General features: G+C 64.1%; 17 protein-coding genes. 4 read left to right on the plus strand and 13 right to left on the minus strand.

Annotated features, from left to right (window positions below):
• Positions 1–36 precede the first annotated feature (36 nt).
• Genes U0004_RS15430 through U0004_RS15445 form a run of 4 tightly spaced genes read right to left on the minus strand, consistent with a single transcriptional unit; the run spans position 37 to position 2,816 of the window.
• Positions 37–492 (minus strand): TlpA family protein disulfide reductase, encoded by a 456-nt coding sequence (locus U0004_RS15430; RefSeq protein ID WP_081345496.1) that lies wholly within the window; start codon positions 490–492, stop codon positions 37–39.
• Positions 489–956, minus strand: a complete 468-nt coding sequence (locus U0004_RS15435) for a DUF3299 domain-containing protein (protein WP_070254407.1) — start codon at positions 954–956, stop codon at positions 489–491. The genes U0004_RS15430 and U0004_RS15435 overlap by 4 nt, the downstream gene beginning before the upstream one ends.
• Positions 957–966: 10 nt before the next feature.
• Positions 967–2,163: an ABC transporter permease gene (locus U0004_RS15440; RefSeq protein ID WP_070254408.1), complete on the minus strand. Its 1,197-nt coding sequence runs from the start codon at positions 2,161–2,163 to the stop codon at positions 967–969.
• Positions 2,160–2,816 (minus strand): ABC transporter ATP-binding protein, encoded by a 657-nt coding sequence (locus U0004_RS15445; protein ID WP_070254409.1) that lies wholly within the window; start codon positions 2,814–2,816, stop codon positions 2,160–2,162. Before U0004_RS15445 ends, U0004_RS15440 begins: the two co-directional genes overlap by 4 nt.
• Before the next feature lie 154 nt (positions 2,817–2,970).
• On the opposite strand from U0004_RS15445, the gene zigA reads away from it, so the two are divergent.
• Genes zigA through U0004_RS15465 form a run of 4 tightly spaced genes read left to right on the plus strand, consistent with a single transcriptional unit; the run spans position 2,971 to position 6,592 of the window.
• Positions 2,971–4,197, plus strand: a complete 1,227-nt coding sequence (gene zigA / locus U0004_RS15450) for a zinc metallochaperone GTPase ZigA (protein ID WP_070254410.1) — start codon at positions 2,971–2,973, stop codon at positions 4,195–4,197.
• Positions 4,198–4,215: 18 nt separating this feature from the next.
• Positions 4,216–5,244, plus strand: coding sequence for a CobW family GTP-binding protein (locus U0004_RS15455; protein ID WP_070254411.1), 1,029 nt, complete (start codon positions 4,216–4,218; stop codon positions 5,242–5,244).
• Positions 5,241–6,029, plus strand: coding sequence for a HoxN/HupN/NixA family nickel/cobalt transporter (locus U0004_RS15460; RefSeq protein ID WP_070254412.1), 789 nt, complete (start codon positions 5,241–5,243; stop codon positions 6,027–6,029). Before U0004_RS15455 ends, U0004_RS15460 begins: the two co-directional genes overlap by 4 nt.
• A 44-nt stretch (positions 6,030–6,073) precedes the next feature.
• Positions 6,074–6,592: a GNAT family N-acetyltransferase gene (locus tag U0004_RS15465; protein ID WP_070254413.1), complete on the plus strand. Its 519-nt coding sequence runs from the start codon at positions 6,074–6,076 to the stop codon at positions 6,590–6,592.
• A gap of 12 nt (positions 6,593–6,604) precedes the next feature.
• Here the strand turns inward: U0004_RS15465 and U0004_RS15470 are convergent, their stop codons facing one another.
• The 9 genes from U0004_RS15470 to U0004_RS15510 form a co-directional block, all read right to left on the minus strand.
• Complete coding sequence (locus U0004_RS15470) at positions 6,605–7,030, minus strand: Fur family transcriptional regulator (RefSeq protein WP_034787417.1); 426 nt, start codon at positions 7,028–7,030, stop codon at positions 6,605–6,607.
• Between the two features lie 102 nt (positions 7,031–7,132).
• The gene (locus U0004_RS15475) at positions 7,133–8,473 is read right to left on the minus strand and encodes an alpha/beta hydrolase (protein WP_070254414.1); all 1,341 of its coding nucleotides are present in this window, start codon (positions 8,471–8,473) and stop codon (positions 7,133–7,135) included.
• Between the two features lie 108 nt (positions 8,474–8,581).
• A complete protein-coding gene (locus U0004_RS15480) occupies positions 8,582–9,460 on the minus strand; it encodes a peptidase (RefSeq protein ID WP_034787421.1) in 879 nt (292 codons plus the stop codon).
• A gap of 91 nt (positions 9,461–9,551) precedes the next feature.
• On the minus strand, positions 9,552–10,361 hold the full coding sequence (locus tag U0004_RS15485) for a transglutaminase family protein (protein WP_070254415.1): 810 nt from the start codon (positions 10,359–10,361) through the stop codon (positions 9,552–9,554).
• The gene (locus U0004_RS15490) at positions 10,361–11,305 is read right to left on the minus strand and encodes an alpha-E domain-containing protein (protein ID WP_034787425.1); all 945 of its coding nucleotides are present in this window, start codon (positions 11,303–11,305) and stop codon (positions 10,361–10,363) included. The genes U0004_RS15485 and U0004_RS15490 overlap by 1 nt, the downstream gene beginning before the upstream one ends.
• Positions 11,299–12,753, minus strand: a complete 1,455-nt coding sequence (locus U0004_RS15495) for a circularly permuted type 2 ATP-grasp protein (protein ID WP_070254416.1) — start codon at positions 12,751–12,753, stop codon at positions 11,299–11,301. The genes U0004_RS15490 and U0004_RS15495 overlap by 7 nt, the downstream gene beginning before the upstream one ends.
• A 128-nt stretch (positions 12,754–12,881) precedes the next feature.
• Positions 12,882–14,039, minus strand: coding sequence for a sensor histidine kinase (locus U0004_RS15500; RefSeq protein ID WP_115057490.1), 1,158 nt, complete (start codon positions 14,037–14,039; stop codon positions 12,882–12,884).
• Between the two features lie 67 nt (positions 14,040–14,106).
• Positions 14,107–14,982: a hypothetical protein gene (locus U0004_RS15505; protein WP_070254417.1), complete on the minus strand. Its 876-nt coding sequence runs from the start codon at positions 14,980–14,982 to the stop codon at positions 14,107–14,109.
• Positions 14,983–15,080: 98 nt separating this feature from the next.
• The gene (locus tag U0004_RS15510) at positions 15,081–17,288 is read right to left on the minus strand and encodes a TonB-dependent receptor (RefSeq protein ID WP_070254418.1); all 2,208 of its coding nucleotides are present in this window, start codon (positions 17,286–17,288) and stop codon (positions 15,081–15,083) included.
• Positions 17,289–17,479: the final 191 nt, after the last annotated feature.

The raw sequence follows: 17,479 nt of genomic DNA on the forward strand, positions 1-17,479 counted from the left end.
TGACGCGGCGATGACAGTCGTGCAGGGCGCATGGATTCAGGGGCGCGCACAGGCGGCCACGGCCTTGGCAAGCCAGGCCGCATCGATGGCGCCCAGGCGCCGGGTGCAGATGCGATGTTCAGAATTTAGAATCACTGTGTACGGCAAGCCCTTGATTTGATTGCCAAAGATGGGCAGCAAGGCGGGCGCGGCCAGGGCCTGGGGATAGCTGGCCGGGTGGCTGCGCAGGAACGCTTGTGCGGCCGCCCGCGTGTCGATGGCGATGCCGATGACGGGGAGTGTCGGCTGGCTGGCGGCGTGGGCGTTGAATATCGGCAACTCCTGGATGCACGGCAGGCAGTTGCTGGCCCAGAAGTTCACCACCACGGCCCGGCCGTGGAATTGATCAAGGCGCAGCTTGCCACCGGCATCCAGACGGGGCAGGTCGAAGGACAGCGGCGCGGCAGCCGCATGGCCGGCCAGCAAAAGCAATAACGCCGGCCAGCGCATCATTGCGGCACCACGGCCGCGTCTGTCATGCGGTAATACAGGCCCATGGGGTCGCTGGCCAGCACTTTCAGCTTGCCCTGCACGATGAAGGGGGCGTAGCTGAATTTCACGGGTGTCCGGCTCTTGATTTCCACCACGCCTTCCGGGCCGGCCGGCAGGCAAAAGGGACAGCTGGCCGAGGTGACGGTCAGCAGGAAGTGTTTCTGCTTCTGGCCAGGTTCCAGCGGCATCATGAAACCTTGCACTTTCACGTCAGTATTGTCGAGCGCGCTGATTTCCGGCGTGTATTTTGGCACCATGCGGCCCTTTTTCGCCTTCACCGTGGTGGCCTGGCCCAGCAATTTCCACGAGACGACGCCGGGCAAGTCCGTCAAGGGGGCGAAGAACGACGGTGGTTCGTCGGCGGGGGCCGCTGCGGCGCTGCCGGCCAGCAGCAGTCCAGCACCCAATAGCATGATTTTCAACATGTCTTTCCTTTCAGGGACGCGCCAGGGTGGCCGCGATATCGGTGCGGTAGGCGCGCGCGGCGGGAATGGCGGCGGCCAGCAAACCCACTGCCACGGCGATGACGGGCAGCCACGCTTCGCCGGGGACAATGCGCCAGGCTTGCAGGTTCAGGTCCTGCATCGATGCCAGCCAGCCCAGCAAGCCGACGGCCGCATGGCCCAGCAGCCAGCCCAGCGCCGCGCCCGTCAATGACAACAGCAAGCCCTGCGCCAGCAGCAAGCGCAGCAGTTTGGCGGGCGAGGCGCCCAGGGTGCGCAGGATGGCCAGGTCGGTCTTGCGCTCTTCCAGCGCGCCGTACAGCGCCACGAACAGCGACAGGGCCGCCACCAGCAGTACGCCGGCGGCAATCGCCCGCAGCACATCGATGCCCACGCCCAGCAGGTTGAACAGCCGTGCCGCCTCGAAAGCGGGTTGCGCCGCCTGCAGCCGGGCCTGACTGTTCACCCAGCGGGGCAGGCTGATCGCGGCCAGGGGAGATGCGTATTGCACCAGCACGGCAGTCAGTTCGCGCTCGGGCGCGGCCGCTGGCACGGCTGGCTGCTCATCGGGATCCGTTTCATGCACTTGCCATACGGAAGCGATGGGCGTGAGGATCAACCGGTCCAGTACCGTGCCCGTGGGCGCCAGGATGCCCGTCACCGTGTAGGGCGCGTGTTCGTGCACTTCGCCGCCCGCCGCCAGTCCGTGCGAGCCGGCAAAGCTGGCGCCGAGGGTGGCGCCCGTGTCGCGGGCGGCGCTGGCGCCGAACACGGCTTGCATGGCTTGCGTAAACAGTTTTCCTTGCGCCAGGTGCGCGCCATAGTGGTCCAGCAGCGCCGTCGTGCTGCCGACGATGCGGAAACCGTGGAAGTTGTCTCCCAGCGCGAGCGGGATCGCGGATTTCACCAGCGGCTGCGTGGCCAGCGCCGCCAGCGCGCCGTCGGGAATGTTACCGGTCGGAATATCGGCGTGATACACGGACGACAGGATCAGCTGCAAGGGCGAGCCTTTCGCGCCCACCACCAGGTCGATGCCTTGCGCATCGCGTTCGGCGTGCTCTTCCAGCTGGCTCGATACGCCGAGTATGAAGGTCATCATGGCGATGCCGATGGCGACCAGCAGCAGGTTCAGGCTGGACGCCAGCGGCTTGTGGCGCAGGGCGCGCCAGGCCAGGGTGGCCGCGTTCATGCCGCACTCTTGGCGCGGGGCAGGCGCAGCACGAGAGCATCGGGCAGGGCGGCTAGCACCCTGGCGTCGTGGCTGGCAATCACCAGCGAGGCGCCAACTTGCGCGGCCTGGCAGGCCATCAGGGTGACGACGGCGGAGCAGGCGGCGTCGTCGAGGTTGTCCGTCGGCTCGTCGGCCAGGATCAGTTGCGGGCGCATGACGACGGCGCGCGCGATGGCGGCCCGTTGCCGTTCGCCGCCGCTCAGGGCATGCGGGTAGGCATCGAGCTTGTTGGCCAGGCCTAGCTGGCCCAGCAAGCTGGCCGCGCGGGCCGGATCGGGCCGCTGGCCGCTGGCGTAGGCAGGCAGCAAGACATTGTCGAGGACGTTCAAACTGGGCACCAGCGCCAGTTGCTGCGGCAGCAAGCCGATGGCGCGGCCGCGCCAGCTGTCGCGCTGGCGTGGCGTCAGGCCGGGCAGGGACGTTCCCGCCACGTCGAGGCGGCCCGCCTGCGGCGCCAGGATGCCGGCCAGCAAGTGCAGCAAGGTCGATTTGCCGGAGCCGGACGGCCCCAGCAGCAACGCGTGGCGCCCGGCGGGCAAGTGAAAGGCGGCGATATCGAGCACGGGGCTGGCGGGGTTATAGCCGTAGGTCAAAGAGGCGAGGTGGAGCATGGAATTCTTTCGGGTAACTGGCCGGCCGGCAAAGATTGCCGCACAAATGCAACTGAGCTGCATTATAATTCAAACGCAATCGACTTGCATTTAAAATGCGACCGTCCATTTCTCCCTTGCTTGACAACCCGATCACCCCATCCGAAAGATATCCATGACCCAGCGCAAACTCCCCGTCACCGTCCTGTCCGGCTTTCTCGGCGCCGGCAAGACCACCTTGCTCAACCACATACTGCGCAACCGCGAAGGCAAGCGCGTGGCCGTCATCGTCAACGACATGAGCGAAGTCAATATCGACGCCTCGCTCGTCAAGGACAGCGCCGAGGCGGCCGGCGCGGCCCTGTCGCGCACGGAAGAAAAACTCGTGGAAATGTCCAACGGCTGCATCTGCTGCACCCTGCGCGACGATCTGTTGCTGGAAGTGCGGCGCCTGGCCGCGGAAGACCGCTTCGACTATCTGTTGATCGAATCGACGGGCGTGGGCGAACCGATGCCCGTGGCCGCCACCTTCGACTTCGAGGACGAGCACGGCGACAGCCTGAATGACGTGGCGCGCATCGACTGCATGGTCACCGTGGTCGACTGCGCCAACCTGCTCAACGATTTCCACAGCGAAGACAGCCTGGAGCAGCGCGGCGAGATCGCGGGCGAGGGCGACGACCGCCAGCTGGCCAACTTGCTGACGGAACAGATCGAATTTGCCAATGTCATCGTCCTCAACAAGGTCGACATGGTCGATGCGGCCGAACGCCTGCGCGTGCTGGCCATTTTAAAAGCCCTCAATCCCGGCGCGCGCATCATCGAAACCAACCAGTCCATCGTGCCGCTGGACGCCATCCTGGGCACGAACCTGTTCGACCTGGAGCAGGCGGCCAGCATGCCGGGCTGGGCCCAGGAATTGGCCGGCGTGCATGCGCCGGAGACGGAAACGTATGGCATCAGCAGCTTTGTCTACCGGGCGAAGGAGCCGTTCCACGCGCAGCGCCTGCATGACTACATTGCCCAGCCGATCAAGGGCGTGGTGCGCAGCAAGGGTTATTTCTGGCTGGCCAGCCGTCCCGAATGGGTGGCCAGCCTGTCCGGCGCGGGCAAGCTGATGAATATCGAACCCGTGGGCCTGTGGTGGGCCTCCGTGCCGAAGGAGCGCTGGCCCACGGACTCCGCCTCCCTGGCGGAAGTCAAAGCGGGCTGGAGCGAAACGTATGGCGACCGCTACCAGGAGCTCGTCTTCATCGGCCAGGACATGGACCAGGCCGCCATCGAGGCGGACTTGAAGAAATGTCAACTCAACTATACGGAAACGCGCCAGGGCATGGCCGCCTGGCGCAAGCTGCCCGACCCGTTTCCCCAATGGCAGCGCATGGAAGAACTGGAAGATTAACCATCGATAGGAAAGAATATGACAGAACTGATCCCCGTTACCATCATCACGGGCTTTCTCGGCAGCGGGAAAACCACCTTGCTCAAGCGCATATTGCAGGGCGATCACGGCGTGCGCATCGCCGTGATTGAAAACGAATTCGCCGCCGAAAGCATCGACCATGGCTTGCTGGTGCAGGACAGCGACGAGCAGATCGTGGAAATGAACAATGGCTGCATCTGCTGCAGCGTGCGCGGCGACCTGATCCGCATCCTGGGGGAATTGCACGCCAAGCGCGCATCGGGCACCATCGCCTTCGACCACGTGATCATCGAAACGACGGGCCTGGCCGCGCCTGGCCCCGTGGCGCAAACCTTCTTTGCGGAGCCGTCCGTCAGCGAATTCTACATGCTCGACGCCATTTTGACGGTGGTCGACGCGCGCCACGCGCAGCAGCAATTGACGGCGCACAAGGAAGCGCAGGAGCAGGTGGGCTTTGCCGACCGCATCCTGCTGTCGAAGACGGACCTGGTCAGCAAGGATGAGCTGGCCGCGCTGCGGCAACGGCTGATCACCATCAATGGTCGCGCCAGCATACAGAAAGTGCGCTTTGGCAATGTGCCGCTGCGCGACATCCTGAACATCCGTGGTTTCAACCTGAACGCCATCGTCGAGCTGGAGCCGGATTTCTTGGGAGAATTGGGGCACCGCCATGGCGACGGCGTGCAATCGTTCGTCTACCATCAGTCCCAGCCCCTGGATCTGCTGCAGGTGGAAAATTTTCTCGATGCCGTGGTGCAGCTGTTCGGCACCCAGCTGATGCGCTACAAGGGCATTTTGTATGTTGCCGATCTGCCATGCCGGGCCGTATTCCAGGGCGTGCACATGCTGATGGGCTCGGAACTGGGCGCGCCGTGGCGCGACGGCGAGACGCGCGCCAGCAAGATGATCTTTATCGGGCGCGACTTGCCGCGGGATATGCTGACGCGGGGCCTGGACCGTTGCGTGTCCGGCGCCGCCAGCCCAGCGAGCATGATGGCCGAGGTGATGGCCGGGGAGGCGGCATGAGCGTGGAAGCGGGCTTGCCCGCCCTGGCGCTGATCTTTCTGCTCGGCATGCGGCATGGGCTGGAACCGGACCACCTGGCCGCCGTCGATGGCCTGACCCTGCGCAGCCAGGCCGCATCGCCGCGCTGGGCGCCGTGGATGGGCGCGCTGTTTGCGCTGGGGCATGGCCTTACCGTGCTGGCCATCGTGGCCGTGGCCGCCGCGGCGTCGGCGCAATTCACGCCGTCAGAAACCGTGTTCGGCTGGCTGGAATGGCTGCCCATCGCCTTGCTGCTGCTCATCGCCGGCATGAATGCGCGCAGCTTGCTGGCCGGCGCGCAACTGGCCGAGGTGCGCGGGCGGCTGCTGCCACGCTGGCTGCGGAGCGCATCCGGGCCGCTCGCCGCCATCCTCGTCGGCATGCTGTTCGCGCTGGTCTTCGACACGGCCCTGCAGGCCGCCGCCTGGGGCTATGCGGCCGTCGCGCTGGGCGGCATGCAGCCAGCCTTGCTGACCGGCCTGGTGTTTGCCGTGGGCATGGGCGTGACGGATACCTTCGATGGCTGGGTCACGGCAAAAGTCATGCGCACCGGCCAGATTGACCTCGTGCGCGCCTTCCGGCGCCGCCTGGGCTGGCCCATCGTCGCCATCTGCGTGGCCATGGCCGCCTACATGGTTGCCGGCAAGCTCGATCCGGCATGGTCGCTGCCGGAAAGCTGGACGGCGGCCCTGGGCGCGGCCATGGTATTGCTGATGGCGGCCCTGTATGGCTGGACCTTGCTGGGCTTGCGCCGCGTGCGTGCCTGAGGCGGGGGCGTGGGTATAATGGAAAAAAACTGCCGGATTCCGCCATGCCCGCACCTGAAATCGTCATTCGCCTGCTGACGCCGGCCGACACCGCCGCCTTTTGCGCGCTGCGCCTGCGCGCCATTCTCGATTCGCCCAGTTCGTTTTCTTCGTCGCGCGAGGATGAACTGGCGCGCACGCCGGAAGAACACGCGCAGCGCATCGCCGACGGCCCGTTGCACCGGGCGTTTGGCGCCTTCGATGGCGAACGCCTCGTCGGCTTTGCCGGCTTGCGGCGCGAATCCATGCGGCAACTGTCGCACAAGGCCTTGCTATGGGGCGTGTTTGTCGATGTGCAGCAGCGGGGCAAGGGCGTGGCGCGGCGTCTCGTGAACGCCTGCATCGAGCAGGCCGAGACGGATCCTGCCGTCATGCAAGTGCACTTGAGCGTGAATGCGGAAAACAATGCCGCCTTGCGCCTGTATGAATCGCTGGGATTTATCGCGTATGGCACGGAACCGCGCTCGATGCGCGTGGGCGACTTGTTTTACGACGAGCATCACCTGGCTTTATTGATCAGGTAATGCTGCTGCCGATTACTTGCAGCGCGGGCACAGCCCCTTGATCAGGTAATCGACTTCGCCGCCGCTGAAACCTTCCGGCAACAGCACGGGCGGGGGCAGCTTGACTTCATTGAAGCAGGTGACGTTCGCGCATTTGGTGCACTGGAAGTGCGCGTGCTCGTGCGCCTGGTGGCCTGCGCCCGCGCTGAAGCGCCACACCTGGTCGGCACCGGCGATGCGGTGCACCAGTTCATTTTCCGTCAGCCATTCCAGTACCCGGTACAGGGTGACGGAATCGATATCGCTGTCCTGCGACAGCGCCTGCTGGATTTCATGGTGGGTCAGCGAACGGCTTTGCGCCATTAAAAAGTCGAGCACCTTCACGCGCGTCTTGGTGACGCGGGCGTTGGTGTTGCGGATCAGCGATTCGGCTTGCGGTGTAGAAGATGATGTCAACATGATAGGCCTGCTTGCGGGGGATCGGCTGGCGGCGTCATCGCCGTGCCTTTGCCACCCTCTGGGCCGTATCTTAGCATGCGTGCCGCACCGGATGGAACGGCGTCATGGTTTGAACGTCCAATAGCGGCCGGCCACCGTATCGACGGGGTCGAGAAAGCGCTGGTCGGCGCGCGCATGGTTGCGTATCAGATAGAACATGTCGGACAGGGCGGAGCGCTTTTCCGCGAAATACGCGTGTTTCATGAAGCTCGTGTCGACCCCGCTGGCATCGATGGTTTCCACGCCAGCCACGATCAGCATGCCGGCGCCGCTGTCGCCCGCCCGCCGGTAGCCGTGCACGGCTTTCGAAGCGGCCAGGGCCAGGTCTTGCGACGAGGCATACAAGGTGACGGGGTTGCGCGCGGCGGCCAGTTTCGGCGCGATATCGTGCTTGAAGATGGCGGCGTCGATATCGGGCGCGGACAGGATGATTTCCGTAATCTTTTGCGCCAGCTGCGGCTGCGCGGCCAGCAAGTCGGCCACGGCACGCGCCAGGCCGCGGCTGCCCATGCTGTGTCCGACCAGATACACTTGCGCCGCCTCCGTGCTCGCGAGAAAGTCGGCCAGGAAGCTGGTGAGGTGAGGCGTGCTCCACTCGATATTGTTTTCATCGATGGTGTAGCCGGCCACCTCGCCGCGCGACGGCCAGCTGTAGAACACGGGCGCGCCGTCAAAGCCCAGGTCGTAGGCCATCTGTCCCGTGCGCCGCGCCGCATCCTCGAAACTCACGTTATAGCCATGCACGAAGATAAAGGCGCTCTTGCCGGCCGAGGCGCGGATCTGGGTCTTCAAGGCGGCAAAGAAGTTGTCGCGGTCTTGCACCTCGGCCGACAGCAGCACCACGTGCTTGGCCGGGTCGTCGCGAAACTCCAGGCGCCACAGCGACGGCGATTCCAGCTGGCCCATGCGATGGTCGCGGGGGATGCTGATGTCGCAGCTGCCATAGCTGAGCGGGCCATTGCCGCCCATGATGTTGCGTTCGCCGCTGAAGCGCTGGGCCGGCGGCTTGCCCACGTCGCGCTGGCGGTCCGTGGCGAAATACACCTTTAGCACCGCATAATTCGAGATGACGGCGCTTTTATCGGCCGGGTCGGGCACGGCTTCCACGTCGGGGACCTGGGGAATGGGCCGCTGCAGCGCATCGAGCAAGCCTTGCGCGGCAAACAGGGTTTCCATGTCATCGGGCACTTTCGCGCTGGACAGGGCGGCCGACAGGGCCAGTTGCAGCCGGGTATCGGCAGGGTCGGCTTCCAGCGCGGCGATGGCGGCGAGGATGGCGGCGGCGCTGTCGAACTTGGCGATGGCCTGCTTGAGCCGCGCATAGTGGCTGGCGACGGCTTCGGGAGCGCGGCCGGGCGCGCCATGCCCGATGCCTGCCACGACAGCGGAAGTGATCAAGTCCATGCGCCACCTGCCTTTCAGGTCAATCTGGATCGAATGTCAATCCATATTGCCATAAAAGCACGCGAAAAGCGATTTGTCCAGCGTCCCATGCAGCGGGCGCGGCTACGGTCAATGCTGCTTGTCGTCGCTGAACTGCTGCGCCAGCGACTGCAGGGGTGCTACCGTCAGGCCGCCGCGGCTCACGTGTTCGGGGATGGCCACGCGCACTGGCTTGCTGTGCATGTTGGTGGACGACAGCACATTCGTGGTGGTCTCCGGCGCCGCATTCCACACGGGGTCGACGATGCCTTCGAACACATGTTTCAATTGCTCGCCCCAGGTGTCGCGGATCATGCGGAAATACTGGTTCTTTTCATCGATGGTGACAAAGCGCGTGACGGCCAGGCTGCCCGTCTCGTAGACGAGCAGATCAAGCGGCAAGCCGACGGAAATGTTCGAGCGCAAGGTCGAATCCATGGAAATGAGGGCGCACTTGGCCGCCTCGTCCAGGCGCGTGAACGGGTTGATGACCCGATCGATGATGGGCTTGCCGTATTTCGCTTCGCCGATCTGGAAATACGTGTTTTCATCATGCGATTCGATGAAATTGCCGGCCGAATACACCTGGAACAGCCGGCAGCGCTCGGCGCCTATCTGGCCGCCTAAAATGATGCTGACATTGAAATCGATGCCGCAGTCGGCCAGGGCCTTCGCTTCGCGCAGGTGCACGGTGCGCACGGCTTCGCCCACGATGCGCGCCGCGTCGTACATGCTGGCCACGTTCCAGATGCTGCGTCCATCCGCATCGACGTGTTCGGAAACGATCTGGCGGATCGCCTGCGAGATCGACAGGTTGCCGGCCGTCATCAGCACCAGCATGCGGTCGCCCGGGTTCTCGAACACGCTCATCTTGCGGAAGGTGCCCACCTGGTCCACGCCGGCATTCGTGCGGGAGTCGGACAGGAAGACCAGGCCTTCGTTCAGGCGCATGCCTATGCAATAAGTCATCGTCGTAAATCAAGTCAAAAGGGGTAGCATTCTACACCAGCCGGCCCGTGCCATTTGCTGGCAAGGCCCGGCCCGCCTCATTCCTGCGTGTTTATACCGGCACGATGTGCACATCGACGCGTAATGTTTCTGTACCGCCACCCTGGCGCACGCCGCGCACGGGGGCCGCCGAATCGTAGTCGCGTCCGATGGCCAGGCGGCAATACGCATCCGTCATCAGGCGCGCATGCGTGACATCGATGCTGACCCAGCCCGCGAAATCCGTGTCCTCCGTCCAGGCGTCGACCCAGGCATGGCTGGCCGCGTGGCCCGTCGTGCCCGGATCGATATAGCCGGAGACATAGCGGGCCGGGATGCCCCAGGCGTGGCAGCAGGCGAGGAACAGATGTGCGTGGTCCTGGCACACGCCGCGCCCCAGCGCCAGGGCGTCGCCGGCCGTGGTGGTGACCATGGTGGCGCCGCTTTCATACGCCACCTTGCCGACGATGTGCTCGGCCAGGCGCAGCAAGTGGCCCGTGCCCGCCGTCACGCGCCGGTCCGGCAGGCTGGCGGCGCATAGCTCGAGGATGGCGGGATTGGCCTGCGTCAGCGGTGTCGGCATGGTAAACAGCAGCGGCGACAAAGTATCGACCAGGTTCAGCCGTCCCTTGTGCGGGTAGATGGTTTCCACAACGCCATGCGCCACCAGGCTCAGGGAATGATGGCTGCCGCTGATCGTCAGCATGTGCGACAGATTGCCGTAGGCATCCGTGTAGGCGTGGCACCGGCCTGGCGTGGTGATTTGCCAGGACAGGGCGCGCTGCTGCGGCTCGATACGCGGCGTCAGGTGCAGCTGCTGGATGGTGTAGGCCAGCGGCGCACTGTAGGCGTAATGGGTTTCGTGGCGGATGGTGAGCTGCATCAGGCCGCCAAGGGAACGAGGAAATCGCGGCTGACCCGGTTGCCCAGGTCATAGATGTTTTCCAGAAATTCCGTCAATGTATGGTGCAAGCCCGCCTTCATGATGTCGTCGATATGGCCGAATTTCAGCTCCGCGTGCAGTTTGCCAGCGAAACGCTCCGTATCGGCGGACACATCGTTGCGAATATGCTTGAGATTTTCCACCACGTCATCCATGCAGGCCAAGAGCGACCTGGGCATGTCGCCGCGCAGCATCAGCAATTCCGCCACCCGCGCCGGGGTGATGACGTCGCGGTACACCTTGCGGTAGATTTCAAAGCCGGACACGGAGCGCAGCAGCGCCGCCCAGTAGTAAAAATCGCGCTGCGTGATGTCTTTCGACGTGTCGCGCGCACCGTGGAACTTCACGTCGAGGATGCGCGCCGTGTTGTCGGCCCGCTCGAGGAAGGTGCCCAGGCGGATGAAATGGATGGCTTCGTCCTTGAGCATGGTGCCCAGGGTCACGCCGCGCGACAGGTGCGAGCGGTATTTGACCCATTCGAAGAACTGGCTGGGGTCCGTTTCCAGCAGATTGCTCTTCAGGCGCTTCTGCATGTCGAGCCAGGTGGCGTTCTGGATTTCCCACACTTCCGTCGTCAAGGTGCCCCGCACGGCGCGGGCATTTTCGCGCGCGCCCGTCAGGCAGGCGAGGATGGACGACGGGTTGTTCGGATCGCGCACCATGAAGTCAAGCACGTCGCGCGTGTGGAAGCGGCCATATTTGTGGTCGTACGCGCTTTGCAGCTCGGAAATACCCAGGGTGGCGCGCCAGCCCTGTTCCGCATCCTGCTCTGACTGGGGCAGCATCGAGGTTTGCATGTTGACGTCGAGCATGCGCGCCGTGTTTTCCGCCCGCTCCGTGTAGCGGGCCATCCAGAACAAATGATCGGCGGTGCGGCTCAGCATGCTTTTTCTCCTGCAAACACGGATGTTGGTTCCAGTACCCAGGTATCCTTGGTGCCGCCCCCTTGCGAGGAGTTGACCACCAGCGAGCCTTCGCCCAGCGCCACGCGGGTCAGGCCGCCGGGCACCATGGAAATCGTCTTGCCGGACAGCACGAACGGACGCAAATCGATGTGGCGCGGCGCAATGCCGGCCTCGACATACGTGGGGCAGGCGGACAGGGCGAGCGTGGGCTGGGCGATGTAGCCGCCCGGATTGGCCAGCAGGCGCTGGCGGAAATCCTCGATCTGCGCCAGGCTGGACGCCGGCCCCACCAGCATGCCGTAGCCACCCGCGCCATGCACTTCCTTGACCACCAGTTTCGCCAGGTTCGCCAGCACGTACGACAAATCGGCGCTCTTGCGGCACTGGTAGGTGGGCACGTTGTTGAGTATCGGTTCCTGCGACAAATAAAACTTGATCATGTCGGGAACAAAAGGGTAGATCGACTTGTCGTCGGCCACGCCCGTGCCGATGGCGTTCGCCAGGGTCACCCGGCCGGCGCGGTACACGGACAGCAGGCCCGGCACGCCCAGCGAGGAATCGGAGCGGAAGGCCAGCGGATCGAGGAAATCGTCGTCGACCCGGCGGTAGATCACGTCCACGCGCTTGGGCCCGCGCGTGGTGCGCATGTACACGGAATTGTCGTTGACAAACAGATCCTTGCCCTCGACCAGCTCCACGCCCATTTGCTGGGCCAGAAACGCATGCTCGAAGTAGGCGGAGTTGTACATGCCGGGCGTCATGACGACGACCGTCGGGTCATCGACGCCCATCGGCGCGACGGAGCGCAGGTTGTCGAGCAGCATGTCCGGGTAATGGTCGACGGGGGCGATACGGTTGCGGGCGAACAGTTCCGGGAACAAGCGCATCATCATCTTGCGGTCTTCCAGCATGTAGGACACGCCGGACGGCACCCGCAGATTGTCTTCCAGCACATAGAATTCGCCCTGGCCGGCGCGCACGATGTCGACGCCCGCGATGTGGGCGTAGATGTCGGAAGCGACGGCAATACCCTGCATTTCCGGGCGGTACTGGGCATTCTTGTAGATTTGCTCGGCGGGAATGATGCCCGCCTTGATGATGTTTTGCTCATGATAAATATCATGGATGAACATGTTTAAGGCTTGCACGCGCTGTACCAGGCCCGTCTGCATCTGCGCCCATTCCGTGGCGGGGATGATGCGCGGGATGGTGTCGAACGGAATCAGGCGTTCCGTGCCGGCATCGTCGCCGTACACGGCGAACGTGATGCCGACCCGGCGGAACGTCAGGTCGGCCTCGGCCCGCTTGCGGGCGATGGTCTCGGGGGATTGCTGCTCCAGCCAGTTGCTGAATTCACGATAGTGTTCACGTACCTTGCTGTCCGTACCCACTTCATTTGCAGTCATTTCATTGAAAAAATTTGCCATGTTGTGATTTCCCTTGAGCCGTGTCTATGCATAGCTCAGCAGGAAGCGTGCCAACAAGGCGGTCGTGAACAGGTGTAAATATGACCACTTTTGTGGCGTCGCGCCATTGCTTGCACCAATTCGGTGCGCTAGGCGTCACTCTTGGGGACGTCGGCGGGCTGGACGAAGGGGCGGCAATCGACGGGCACGTCGAAGATGAAGCTGGTGCCCGTTTCGGCCGCGCTATCGACGGCGATGCTGCCGCCGTGGCTTTCCGCCACGCTCTGCACGAAGGGCAGGCCGATGCCCCAGCCTGGCGCGGGGCTGTCGTTCTCGCGGCGCAGGTAGTCAAAGATGCGTTCGGCCTGTTCCGGCGCGATGGGCCGCCCGCTATTGTGGACGGTGACGATCAGGCGTTCGTGGGTCGCTTCCACGTGCACGCTGATAGGCGCGTCGTCGCCATACTTGAGCGCATTGCCGAGCAGGTTTTCCAGTGCGCGCCGCAGCGAGTTCTCGCACCACCAGCCGATGACGGATTGCCCGCTGACCTGGCATTTGCCCGGCCGCTGCAAGTTGATCTGGCTGGCCACGGCGTGCACCAGCGGCAGCACGTCGAACTGGCTCAGCACCAGTGGCAACTGCTGGCCCTGGTGGTAGCTGAGGCCATCGAGCAATTCCTCGATCATGCTGTCGAGCCGCTTGCTGTGCTCGACAATCTTGTGCGCCAGCAATGTCACCCGTTCCGGGTCGGCTGGCCGCAGCAGCAGCTGGGCGCTGGTGCTGATCACGGCCAGGGGATTGCGCATGTCGTGCGACAGGCCGGCCGCGATGCGGCGCCGGAAACTTTCATGCATGCTGGTAAATTCGCGTATCGATTCGCGGATGCCCGAGTCGATCGACACATTGATCACCTGCCAATCTTTGCTGCGCAGGGTGATGCCGGACTCATGCGCTGTGGCGGCGAAGCAGTCGCGGAAGATCTGGTATTCCTGGATGACCTGTTCCGGGCCGTAATTGGTCATGCGCGCCCGTTCATTGCCATGCACGGCGGGCACGTTGCTGTTGCTGGCGGCGTTTTCGCGCGGGTGGCCCGGGGTGAGGGCTTCGGCCAGGTTGTCGAAAAAGGCGGGCAAGGTATTGATGAGTATGGGCGTGAGCAACTGGTCGGCGCCGCGCACCTTGGCGCGCACGCGCTGTTCCCAGGCGCTGAGGACGGCGTCGCGCATGGCAAAAATGCGCTGCGCGCGCTGCAACGGCTGGCGTGCGCTGGTCTGGCGACCCGCGTGATGATCCGTGGCAATACTCACCTGGACTCCTGACGGCAATGACTATGCTTGCGATAGTATGCGCCAATTCAGCCGCCAGGGAAACGCCTTATTGTCCAGTATCGGCCGGCCGCAGGGCCGCATCGAGGCGGGAAAGCGAGGCTGACCACTCGGCCAGGGAAAAGTTCTGCGGATCATCATGACCGTTCGCAAAACCCGTATCGAGCACGGCGTGGAAGGCGGGGATCAGCCACGTGCCCCTGCGCACGCTGGCGGCGACATACAGCAGGGCCAGCCGCTCGTATTGCGCCGGCGTAAAACCGGGATCGGGCGCCAGGCCATCGTTGCCCTTGCCGCCGCCGGGCACGGAGTTGCGCGGCTGCACCAGTTCCACGTGCAGGAACAGGCCCGTCAGCGACGGCTTGTCCTTTTCCAGCTTGCTGGCGTAGCTGGCCGTGCCAAAGTCGCGCACCTGCAAGGAGCCGCCCAGGCGGTTCACGTAGACATGGCCTTTCGGACCGCCGCCCAGCGCCGGATTGCGCAAGCTGAAGTCGTTGAAATCCCAGCTGGCATCGTTGATGTGGCCGGGAATGGCGTCAAGCAGGAAATTCGGGTAGCTGGTGTCGTGGATGACGAAATAGCGGGCCATGGGCGCGGCCAGCCGGCCCACGGCGCGCGATAATGGCGCGTCGACGGCGCCGCCCACATCTGCCTCGGCGATGCCTTGTTCCGCCAGCCAGGCGCGCAAGCGGGCCGGAGTGATGCCCGTGCGCTGGCCGATGCGGGCGGCAAGGAAGTCCGGCAGCGGCGCACTGTCGCCGAGGCGCGCATACAGTTTGACGGGACGCAGCAAACACGTGGCTTGCGCCAGCGCATCGCCCTTGAAGCCGCTTTTCCAGGCAGCATACGGGCAGGCGGCTTGCTTTTGGGCCGCGGCAGGCAGGGATAGGCAGAGCAGGAGCAGCAGGGCAGGGAATCGTTTCATGCGGCATTGTCGCCGAAGCACGGCTTGCGGCACAGGCGCGCACGCGGAAAAAAAGCTGCCCGAGGGCAGCTTTTCAAAGTACGACAGGGGCGCGGCCTTTAAAATGCCACGCTGGCCGAGACGACCACGGTGCGCGGCGCGGCCAGGACCAGCGAGCCGATGTTGAAGGACGACACGGCCGAGGACCAGTAATTGCGGTCTGTCACGTTGTCCACGCGGGCGCGCAAGGTCACGTCACGGCCCGCCACTTGCGTCAGGTAGCGCGCGCCGATGTCGAGGCGGGTCCACGATGGCAGTTGCTTGGTGTTGGCCTGGTCCGCATACTGCGTCGAGGTGTAGATGGTGCGGGCGTTCAGGGTCAGGCCTGGCGCGCCCGGCACGTCCCATTCTCCGCCCACGCTCATCTGCGTTTCCGGTGCGCCGATGGGTTTCTTGCCATTATTCGCGGCCACGTCGGTATTGCTGAGCTTTGCATCGAGCCAGGTCAAGCCGCCCAGCAGGCGCACGCCTTGCATCGGCGTGCCGAAAATCGACAGTTCCAGGCCACGGTTGCGCTGCTCGCCATCGAGTTCGGCCCGCTTGCTGACCACGGCCAGCAAAGGCTTGCTTGTCGTGAACAGGGCGGCGCTCATGCCCAGCTTGCCGCCGTCATACTTGACGCCGATTTCCTTTTGCTTGGATTTGTACGGCGCAAACACGTCGCCCATGTTGTCGACGTTGAGCTGCTGGCCGTTTTCCACGTACGTTCCCGTGGCCGCTGGGCCCTTGACCAGCGCCTCGATGTAGTTGGCGTACAGCGACACGTTCTGGTTCGCCTTGAAGACGATGCCAGCCACGGGCGTCGTGGCGCTCTCGTCATAGGCCTTGCCTTGCAGCACCGAGGTGTTGTAGTCGTAGCCGGCATCCTTGATCTGCTGGCGACGCAAGCCCACGGTCAGCAGCAGCTTGTCGTCCAGGAAGGCCATGGTGTCGGCCAGGGCATAGCTGTTGAGGATGGTTTTCTGGGTGATGCGCGGGTCGCTCATGATGCCGCCCGTGTAGGGCGTTGGCGGCGGGGTCACGCTGATTGGCGCATAAATGTTGGTGGCAAACTTGTCGCCGATCGCATAGGCGTTCTTCGCTTCATTCCAGTGCCCGGACCAGCTGGCCACCAGGGTGTGCTTGACGGCGCCCGTAACGAGCTTGCCGCGAATGCCCAGTTCGCCCGTGCGGATTTCCTGCTTGCGGGCATTGTCGAAGCGCGACACCGTGGCGTCGCCATTGATCGAGGTCAACGACGGCTCGGCCAGGCTGTTGGCTTCCCTGGTCGAACGGGAGCCAAATGCGGCCCAGGCCACGACATCCTTGGCCAGGTCCACTTCGGCGCGCGCCGTGCCGAACACATCGTGTTCCTTCGAATAGCTCCATGGCTGGGCAAAGTTCTTCGAGGCATCGGGTGCGGATGGCAGCACGGCCACGCTGCCAATGGCGACGGACGGGCGCGGCGATGTCAAGTTGAAATTCTGGTAGCCGGCATCGGCCGACAGGCGATAGCCGCGGTCGCGGTAGTCGAGGCCCACCGAGAACATGCCCACGTCGTGGTCTTCGCGCTTGATGCTGGTCTCGCCCTGGCGCTTGGCGGCGTTGACGCGCACGCCGAATTCCTGGTTCGCGCCAAAGCGGCGCGCCACGTCGATGGCCGCATAGGCGTGGCCACCCGATTCCACGCCCACCGTTAATTCCGTCAGCGGCGTGTTGCCGGCGCGCTTGGGCATCAGGTTGATGGCGCCGCCGATGCCGCTGCCGCCAGGCGCCGCGCCGTTCAGGAAGGCGCTGGCGCCCCGGAACACTTCCACGCGCTCGAGCAGTTCCGGCGACACATATTGACGGGGCAGAACGCCGTACAGGCCGTTATACGCCACATCGTCCGAATCGAGGGCGAAGCCGCGGATCACATACACTTCCTGGAAATTGCCATAGCCGCGCGACATGCGCACGGCCGGATCGCTCTGCAGCAGATCGCCCACGCTGCGCGCTTGTTGGTCGGCAATGAATTGCTGCGTGTAACTGGTGCCGCCGAATGGCGAATCCATCATGTCCACGGCGCCAAGAATGCCCATGCGCCCGCCGCGCGCCACCTGGCCGCCCGCATACGCCTTCGACAAGCCTTCCGCCGACGCATCGGCGGACGCATTGACCACCACCGTCGGCATGCTTTGCGCGTCGCCGGCCGTTGTGGCGGGCGTGGTTTGGGCTTGGGCGGCGGCGCTGGCCAGCAGGAAAGCGGCCAGGGCGAACGGGGTAGGGACGAGGTGGAAGGTGCGCATGGTGTTGTTTGGATATTAATGAGAATGATTATCATTATATTCCAGCGTGGCGCGCTGCGTGGAAAAGTGTGAGAAAGTGATAAAAAAGTCGCCATTTGTACAACAGCCGGCATGCGAAGGCACTGGAATCTGGCGGAAAAAGGCGCGCCAGGCGATACCTTGTGGATTTATTAATGCGCATATCCAAGTTT

The sequence above is a fragment of the Janthinobacterium lividum genome, assembly GCF_034424625.1.
GTDB classification, from domain to species: Bacteria; Pseudomonadota; Gammaproteobacteria; order Burkholderiales; family Burkholderiaceae_D; genus Janthinobacterium; species Janthinobacterium lividum.